Annotated in this window: 9 protein-coding genes; 6 read left to right on the forward strand and 3 right to left on the reverse strand. The window is 54.0% G+C overall.

The features are described 5' to 3' along the window. Window positions 1-148: 148 nt before the first annotated feature. Entirely contained in the window at window positions 149-598 is a 450-nt protein-coding gene (locus HMPREF1207_RS14995; protein ID WP_009675647.1) for a hypothetical protein, read from the reverse strand. A gap of 19 nt (window positions 599-617) precedes the next feature. Beyond that, complete coding sequence (locus HMPREF1207_RS15000) at window positions 618-1,259, reverse strand: iron-containing redox enzyme family protein (protein WP_009675749.1); 642 nt, start codon at window positions 1,257-1,259, stop codon at window positions 618-620. Between the two features lie 265 nt (window positions 1,260-1,524). Between HMPREF1207_RS15000 and pdxR the strand changes: the two genes are divergently transcribed. Together pdxR and HMPREF1207_RS15010 are read left to right on the forward strand one after the other, a co-directional pair. Next, window positions 1,525-2,904: a MocR-like pyridoxine biosynthesis transcription factor PdxR gene (pdxR, locus tag HMPREF1207_RS15005; RefSeq protein WP_009675649.1), complete on the forward strand. Its 1,380-nt coding sequence runs from the start codon at window positions 1,525-1,527 to the stop codon at window positions 2,902-2,904. 370 nt (window positions 2,905-3,274) lie between these two features. Further along, the gene (locus HMPREF1207_RS15010; protein ID WP_009675718.1) at window positions 3,275-4,036 is read left to right on the forward strand and encodes an HAD-IIB family hydrolase; all 762 of its coding nucleotides are present in this window, start codon (window positions 3,275-3,277) and stop codon (window positions 4,034-4,036) included. A gap of 32 nt (window positions 4,037-4,068) precedes the next feature. Here the strand turns inward: HMPREF1207_RS15010 and HMPREF1207_RS15015 are convergent, their stop codons facing one another. Then, entirely contained in the window at window positions 4,069-4,761 is a 693-nt protein-coding gene (locus tag HMPREF1207_RS15015; protein WP_009675731.1) for a M24 family metallopeptidase, read from the reverse strand. Window positions 4,762-4,985: 224 nt separating this feature from the next. Here HMPREF1207_RS15015 and HMPREF1207_RS15020 point away from each other — a divergent pair, with 224 nt between their 5' ends. From HMPREF1207_RS15020 to HMPREF1207_RS15035, 4 genes are all read left to right on the forward strand, one after another. Continuing rightward, window positions 4,986-5,345, forward strand: coding sequence for a hypothetical protein (locus tag HMPREF1207_RS15020; protein WP_009675711.1), 360 nt, complete (start codon window positions 4,986-4,988; stop codon window positions 5,343-5,345). Window positions 5,346-5,673: 328 nt separating this feature from the next. Then, complete coding sequence (locus HMPREF1207_RS15025; protein ID WP_009675736.1) at window positions 5,674-6,168, forward strand: cation:proton antiporter regulatory subunit; 495 nt, start codon at window positions 5,674-5,676, stop codon at window positions 6,166-6,168. Window positions 6,169-6,172: 4 nt separating this feature from the next. Continuing rightward, window positions 6,173-7,414, forward strand: coding sequence for a cation:proton antiporter (locus tag HMPREF1207_RS15030; protein ID WP_009675690.1), 1,242 nt, complete (start codon window positions 6,173-6,175; stop codon window positions 7,412-7,414). Between the two features lie 82 nt (window positions 7,415-7,496). Continuing rightward, window positions 7,497-8,597 carry a YitT family protein gene (locus tag HMPREF1207_RS15035; RefSeq protein WP_009675668.1) on the forward strand — a complete coding sequence of 367 codons (1,101 nt, stop codon included), beginning with the start codon at window positions 7,497-7,499 and terminating at the stop codon, window positions 8,595-8,597. The last annotated feature ends 63 nt before the right edge of the window (window positions 8,598-8,660 follow it).

Here is an 8,660-nt window from a genome sequence, read left to right on the forward strand (position 1 = left end):
TTTCGAACCGCGCGTTGGAAGCTTACGCTAGGGGGAAAAGCGCACGATCCTGCGGGATCTGTGCGCTTTTTTTCATCGGAGAAGACGGAAACGCGAAAAAAGCCCCGGTTTCCTCGGGAGGAAACGCGGGACTCGGGTCGTTCGGCCGTTACTTGTTTTTGACGAGATCGTTGGAGCTTATGCCGAGGAAATCGAAAGCTTCTTTAAGCATAGCCTGATCTTCTTTGTTCCAGAAGCTTTTTTGAATATCGGAAATGTTCGAGTTTCTGGAGATGCGGTCCATCTGCATCTTCATGATCGAACCGCTGCACAGCACGGCAATGTGGGAAACATGAGGGAATACGGTTCTTTGCGCTTCTTCCCAAATGCTGTTGACCTCCGGTGTGAACACGATCGGACGTCCGTCGCGCTCCATAAAACGGTTGTCGACGAGCAGCTTGACTTTGCCCGCTTTGGCGCTGTTTGCCACAGTTTCGGTAATGATGCGAGCCGCTTCCCGGGCTTCCTCGACCGTCAGGTTATCGACGACCTGCCAAGCAAAAACCAGGTTGGCTTTATCCATGTTGGAGCTGAATTTATCTTTCAGTAGAACGCTCATTTTGTTACCCCTTCGCTAATTATTTAAACCAAGATGCGAGCATGACGTCCAGCGTGTTGCAGGTATACTTAACGAGATGCTCGGCTTCCTGCAGCTGTTTTTCGGTCATGTTCTGGATGAGATGATACACTTGGCTGTGTTCCTCGTCCGCCTCGCAGTGAATCGCCCAGTATTCGAGATCCGTAAAGCCGGTCTCCTGCAAAATTTTGTAGGCGTGAAGATAGACGGCGTGAGCGAAGCCTTCGCTCGTGCTGTTGATGATCAGCAGCGACATATTTTCATCCATGGCCGCAACGGCGCGGTATTGGAGAGAGATGAAGTGTTCCGTCTCGTAATTGGCGGTATGGTTTTCGGGATCGTCCAAGCCGATGCCGATCATCCATTTGCGGAGCATCTCGGCATGGTCTTTCTCTTCGTCATAGTGAGTGGAGAAAACATCGTGGTTCACATCCGGGAACCGTTCCCATCTGAGCTTCAGCAGCTCGCCAAAATGTTTGGATAAATGATAGAGGTTGTTGCACCAGACAAAATACTGCGGATCTTTCTCCGCCGGGAAATTCAAAAAGAACGGATTTTCGGTTTTAACACGCGCAAGCTCCGATGAAATGATCCCGCTGATTCTTTCGATAACTTCTTCTTTGGTGGTTGTTACGTTTGTCATTCAGGAATTCTCCCCTTTCTACATGTATATCGGTAAAATAATGTAAATTTTTAAGACAAATAACGACAAATTTCTATTAAATTATGTTCACTTGAAAGTTCAAATGAAGTTTGGGAAGATAGGACTGAAATTGTGGATTGGCCAGGCAGGATATGCACGACAAAAATTAGGAGGTGCGGCATCGTTTAACGATCAGGATGCCGTATGCCAAACGTTCTCCGATTTAGCCGGAGGAAGCATCGAAGCTTAGGAGGTGCGTCGCGTCATGCGTGAATTTACGCTGGATTTTTCGACCAGCAAAAAGCCGATTTTTCACCAGTTATATACCTATTTCAAAAACGGGATCCGGGAAGGAAGGCTGCGCAGCGGAGACTATCTTCCTTCGCTCCGCAGCAGTGCCCGGTCTTTCGGCGTCAGTAAAAATAGCGTGGAAAACGCCTATCAGCTGCTGATATCGGAAGGGTATCTGCGGAATATCCCCAAAAAAGGCTACTGCGTGACGTACGAACCGGATGCGTCCCCGCGCGAGGTTATCGGGGCGGAAGCGGCAAATATCTCCGAACGGACGGTCACGACGGATTTCCGCTACGGCAATATTGAGCTGGGGACGTTCCCCTTCCGGCATTGGAACAAGGTGCGGAATCTCCTGGTCGCGCAGTATCAGAGCCGTTATGCCGTCGAAGGAACGAATCAGGGGGAATATTTGCTCCGCAAGGAGCTTTCCAGGCTTTTGTATGAATCCAGGGGGGTTCTGTCTACCCCGGACCAGATTGTCGTGGGAGCGGCCCCCCAGCAGCTCGTGATGCTGTTAAGCCAGCTTCTCGACGTGAAGAAGCATAGGATCGGCGTCGAGAATCCCGGATACGACGGGGCCCGGAATACGTTTTTGAATCTGGGGTTTCGTGTCCGCCCGATTCCACTGACCGGCAGCGGCGTCTCGCTTCGGGAGCTGACGGGGAGCGGCGCGAACGTGATGTATGTAAGCCCCTCCCAGCAGTTCAGGAACCGGATGACGATGCCTGCCGACAAAAGAACGGAGCTGGCGGATTGGGCCCGCTCCCGCGAATATCTCATCGAGGACGATTACGAATGGGAGTTCAAATACGAGGAAGGAATTCTTCCCGCGATTCAGAGCATGGTCCCGGACAAGACGGTTTACATCGGCCGGATCTCCAAGGCGCTGCTGCCGGTGTTCAATCTCAGCTACATGGTGCTGCCCTCCGGACTTCTTTCCGAGTTTCACTCGAAAGTCCCGGAGTACGACCAGCCGGTTTCCAGACTGGACCAGCTCACCTTCGCGCGGTACTTGTCCGACGGCTACTGGTATAAGCATCTGCAGCAGATGCGGAGGCTTTACGAGGAGAAGCAGCGGTATTTTGCGGAGGCCCTCGAACGGTATATGCCGGGAAAAGCGCAGGCCGAGGGAAAAGATACGGGGCTTCACGCTTTTCTGACCGTACGGACGGACCGGTCGGAGGACGAGCTGATCGAAGCGGCCTTGGAAAAGGGCGTGCGGGTGTACGGCACCGCCCGGTACTGGCTGCGGCCCGGAGACGAGTATCCGACCGTGCTGCTCGGATACGGGGCGCTGGGCCGGGAGGAAATTGCCGCCGGCGTGAAGGCGCTGGCGGAAGCGTGGTTCTGAGCCGCCGGATTGTGACGGTGGCGGACGCTTGCTCCCGCTGCGCAGGCTCTGCGGGAAGACAGGGCTGCGCCACGCGCGGCTGTGCCCGCATACTCGGCCTCGCACCGCATTACCGGAAGGCTCAGCTGTCCAGGGTACGTCCGGCCTCGCACCGCATTACCGGAAGGCGCAGCTGTGCCGTACTGCCCGAAGCCTGTAACGCCCCTTACGGCTCACAGGCTTGAACGGTCATTACATGGCGGGCGGAACCTGCCGCTTGCTTGCCGGACGCCTGCCGGGTGTCCTGCTCACTTTGCGCGTTCTGTCCCTTTAACGGACGGACCGTACCCGTTACGATTAGGTACATCAACCGAGTAAGGTGGGCGTGAACATGAACTTTATTTTTGACCTGGATGGAACGATTTGCTTCAAAGGACAGCCGATTTCGAAGCGCATTCTGGATGTTTTGCTGGAGCTGGAGGATGCCGGGCACTTTGTGGGCTTCGCATCGGCGCGGCCCTGCCGGGATATGCTTCCCGTCCTGGACGAAAGATTCGGCGGACATCTGCTGATCGGGGCCAACGGCGCAATGACGTTTTACCGCAAGCAGCCGCTGGCGTACCAGCCGATTCCCGGGCCGTTAGCCGGGCAAATCGTTAACCTGCTGAATGATTATGAGGCCGAATATCTTATTGACGATACATGGAACTATGCTTACCGTCTGAGTCCCGAGCATCCGTTCCTGGCTAATGTGGACCCCCATGGGCTGGCGAGACGCGTGGAGCTGGACGACATTCAATCGTTTGTCAAAATCGTCGTGCTCTCCTGCAGCCGGTTTGAGGAGTTGTCCGCGAAGCTGAGAGCCCTGGACGTTACGATCCATCATCACTCCTCGGAGGGCATTCTGGATATAACCAGCCAAGGCGTTAACAAGATGGCGGCCTTGAGCGGCTGCGGGCTCCCGCTGGAGGAGTTCATTTGTTTCGGCAACGACAACAACGATCTGCCGCTTTTCCGGAAAGCGAAGCATTCGGTGCTGATCGGGGACCATGACGCGCTGGCTGAACTCGCCAAGGAGAAAATCGCCGTCGACGACCGGACGGAGGAGAATATCCTGCAAAAATTAAAGGAGCTCGGCACGGTACTCGTTTGAGTGCCGTGCAGGCTCCTTTTTTTTGCGGATGATTAGTCCACAGTCAGCAGCTGCTCGAAAAAGCCGCCGATCTCGCGCTCGCGGTCCACAAAATGGATCTCCAGGATCCAGTCGCGGGGCAGGCCGTTTTTATCGTTATCCCGCATCTTGATGTGATTGTCGGGATGGATATAATTCTCGACCTCTTCGCCTTGTACGATCTCGTGAGGGAATTCTCCGATAAGATGACCGGCGTGAGGGCCGCCATACTCCCAACCGTAATCGCGGGCCAAAGCGGTCATAAAATCGTAAAGCTCGCTGCCCGTTATGTCCGGACGAGATTCGAAGAAGGCCTTGCCGTCATGCCAGGCGAGTTCGACGTCCCGCCGCAGTTTATTTTTGAGAGGATCGTCTCCAAACACATACGTGCGTCCGAAATCGGCTTCCCAATCTTCGAAGATCGGGCCGAAGTCGATAAAGAGAATGTCTCCCGGCTCCACCATTCTGTCGGGCGGATTTTCCCGGTACGGATGAAGCGTATTGCTTCCCGCGCGCACGATCCGCTTGTGCCAGTACTTTTTGATCCCGTAAAGCTCGAAGGCGAACTGATAAATTTCCCGGTTCAATTCTTTCTCCGTAACGCCGCTGCGCAGAATTCCTTTCGCTTCGGCCATTTCGAAAAGCGCGAGGGCTTTCTTTTCCGCCTCGCGTAAATTTGTATGACGCTCCTGTCGGGTTGCTGCCATTGTTGTATGTCTCCTCTCTCTAACAGGTATCCAATTATCTCCTTCTCTATTGTACGGGCTAAGGGACGAGTTGGAAAGTTACAGATTCGGCAAGAAAGTAAGGACAGAACGCCGGTGCTTCTGCATAATCAAACAAAAAAATGCATAAAATAAGCGCCGGACTGTTTCGGAATCGCGCAAAATGTGTTATCATAGTTGTAACAGATTACAAAAGGGGGGAGACGATGAAACAACGGAACGCGATCATTCGCTGGTGCCTGTTTCTTGCACTGTCCTTCCTGCTGAGCTTCTCCGCGCCCGTGCCTCTGACTCAGGAGGCCGCGGCCAGCCAGTCATCCTCTACGTATGAGTCTGTCCCTCCGCTTAGCGAACACAAATCCAAGTATGTGATCCGCAAAGCCGTTACCCATCATTTTGCCAAAATGATGAAGGCGGCCAACACCCTCGTGGTTTTATTCGTGCTGTGCCTGTTTACCCTCTTTAAAGCTCCCGTTCCGGGGCTCCGGTACAAACCCTTCTTCTGCCTGTTAAGGCGCAAACAACTTCTTCTACCCATCAAATTCACGTCGAATTACGTGGCTTAAGTTCTCTGCCGTTATCCGGCAAAACGTATAGTCCCATTCATCCGAATGTTGAACGAAAGCACCTGCTGTCCAATTTTTCGGCCGCTTGTTAAGGGTTTCTTTGAGTCTGTCTAAAACTACCTGAATGTATAAATAATGCATAAACATGTATAAAAATAACGTGGATAATATTGGAGACGATGATGAGCCTCGGCGAAAAAATAAGCCGGGCGGCAAGGCCCCCGTCTGCCCGAATTCCTGGACTCCTTACGGCCGGGAAGGGCGCGGGCGGTTTGAAGCAGGACCGAAAGGTCCCTAATTACACTCATTTATAGGAGGCTATTCCGCTATGTACGTAAGAGAATCCGATTTGCCGGGGATAGGAAAGAAGTTCCTGATGAATACCCGCGGCGGAGATAAGATCGTCGTTATCCTTCATGACGACGGCAGACGTGAAATGTACCATTTTCACTATGACGATCCCGACGAGAGCTTGTCCATGGTCACCCTTGACGACGATGAAGCCCGTCAACTTGCCGCAATCGTAGGCGGATTGACGTATAAACCGAAGGCGCTGGAGTCGATCGAAGTGGCTCTGGACGATTTGATCATCGAATGGTACAAGATGGACCCGGAGTATGCGTGCATCGGCCAATCAATCGGCGAGCTGGACGTCCGGCAAAATTCGGGAGCGACCATCATTGCGGTGGTCGACAAAAATCACGGCAAGCAGATCAATCCGGGACCGGATTATGTCTTGTCCGCCGACTCGACTCTGATCGTGGTCGGGGAAAGACAGCAGCAAAAATTGTTCCGGCACATTTTAAAGAATGGAAGTGGTTGAATAGATGAATTACATGGTTTTTGAGGTAGGTCTGGCTATCGCGCTTATTGCGGCGGCCGGGTTGTTGTCAGCCAAACTCCGCTTTTCGGTCATTCCTTTCTATATTCTGATCGGGATGGCCGTAGGTCCGCACGCGCTGGAGTTCTGGCATTTTGATTTCCGGTTCATTGAAAGCGCGCCGCTGATCGAGTTTATGGGCCGGATCGGGGTCCTGTTCCTTCTGTTCTATCTGGGACTGGAGTTCTCGGTAGGCCGGCTTATCAAGTCGGGGCGTTCCATCGCCGTGGGCGGTACGATTTATATCCTCATTAATTTTACGCTGGGCGTCTTATTCGCTTGGGCGCTCGGTTTTCCTCTAGCCGAAATTCTGGTGATTGCCGGAATTACGACGATTTCCTCCAGTGCCATCGTGGCCAAAGTTCTGGTCGATCTGAAAAGAACGGCCAATCCCGAAACCGAAATGATCCTCGGCATTATCATGTTCGAAGATGTTTTCCTCGCCGTCTATATCTCTATCCTATCAGGTCTCGTCCTGAGCGGTTCCACAACGCTGGGAGGCGTGCTGCTCTCCGCGCTCATCGCGCTCGGATTTATGCTGGTGCTGCTCGTAGCGGGCAGAAAAGCCGTTCCACTCCTGAACCGGCTGCTGAACATCCGCTCCAACGAGCTGTTCGCGCTCGTGATTTTCGCGGCGCTGTTCCTCGTAGCGGGCTTCTCCGAAACGATTCATGTCGCGGAAGCGATCGGAGCTCTGCTCGTCGGGCTTGTCCTGGCGGAGACGGAGCACGCCAAGCGGATCGAGCATCTGATCATGCCGTTCCGGGACTTCTTCGGCGCTATTTTCTTCTTCAGCTTCGGGCTGACCATCGATCCCCTGGCGCTCGGCGGAGCCGTCTGGATGTCGCTGGGAGCCGTCGCGATTACCCTGATCGGCAACTTGGCCGCCGGGATGCTGGCGGGGCGAAGCGCCGGTCTGCCTTCGAAGGCTTCGGCCAACATCGGCCTGACCATTGTATCGCGCGGCGAATTTTCCATTATTATGGCCAATCTCGGCAAAGCGGGCGGACTGCTGGCTGTTTTACAGCCCTTCGCGGCTCTGTACGTACTCATCATGGCGATTCTCGGGCCGCTGCTTACCAAGGAAAGCAAAACCATTTACAAGTGGATGAATAAAGTGATTCCTTTCAAAGACGCGTCCGGCAAAAAGGAGGGCAAAACCGTTCTGCAAAAGGAAGGAAGCGGGTAATGCCGCCGGATATTCGCACTCGGACGCTGGCTGATTGTACGGTCCTGTAAGGACGGAATCTAAGCGATGAGGAGGAATTCCGATGAAACTTTTGCAAAATGTCCGCATCGGTCCGGCCGGAGAAACAATGGGAGGCTGGTCCTTGGCGCAGTGGTGTTTCAAGCTCTTGATGGTGATTTGCGGGAGCGTGCTGGCCGCAGTCGGGCTGGAGCTGTTCCTGATTCCGAACCGCATGCTGGTTGGGGGAATGACGGGCCTGTCCGCTTTGGCGGCTCATTTTACGGAGATGAAGCTCGGCCTGTTTCTGTTCGTGCTGAACCTGCCGCTTATTCTGCTTTCGTACCGGCAGGTCCGGCGAAATTTCGCGGTGCTCACGGTTCTCGGCCTGCTCGTATTTTCGCTCAGCGCCCTTATCTTGCATCCGGTACCGGCTCTGATCGAAAATCCGATGTCGGCGGCTTTTCTCGGAGGAGTATCTCTGGGGCTGGGAATCGGTCTGGTCATCCGCTACGGGGGTACCCTGGATACGTTGGAAACGCGGGACCACACTGAGAAACTGGTGAAATTCGGTTTCAAAGATCAAGATTTTATGCTGCTGAACTGCTTTATTTTGGCGGGAGCGGGCTTTATTTACGGCTGGGAGCAGGCGATGTACTCCATTCTCGCTTACCTGCTTGCGTATGAAACGGTGCATTTCAGCCTGCGGGGGTTTTCCGTGCACCGCCGGATTACGATTGTAAGCGGCCACTGCGCTGAAATCGAGAAAGAGATGGAGGCCAGGCTTGGACGGAAGGCATTTGACTGCGAAGCTAAAGGGGCGGAAGAACATGAGGCGGCTGCAAAAAGAGCGATACCGGAAGAGCGTCAAGCTTACGGGCTGGAGCGGGCCGCCGAGCGTTTTTTCAGCAGGCGATCCAGGCGGATCATGGCAAACTTCCGGCCTATAGAGCCTCGTGAACCTACGGGAGGATGGGCGAACGGGAGCGGCCCGGGGCCGGACGAAGGAGCGCCGAATGAAGCGATGAGCGAAAGCTTCAGCCGCAGTAGAGACCGCAGCCTTTCTTACACCATTCATTTTATGGAGGAAGCCCGCTTGAAAGCCATTGTGAAAGCGATCGACCCGGCCGCCGGTATCGTGACGGATTCGCGGGGGCGAAGAAGGGACGGAAGCTTGGCGGAATAGCGGATTGTATAAGCGGGAAAAGAGCAAGAGCAAGAGCAAGAGCAAGAGCAAGAGCAAGAGCAA

The sequence above is a fragment of the Paenibacillus sp. HGH0039 genome, assembly GCF_000411255.1.
GTDB lineage: Bacteria > Bacillota > Bacilli > Paenibacillales > NBRC-103111 > Paenibacillus_F.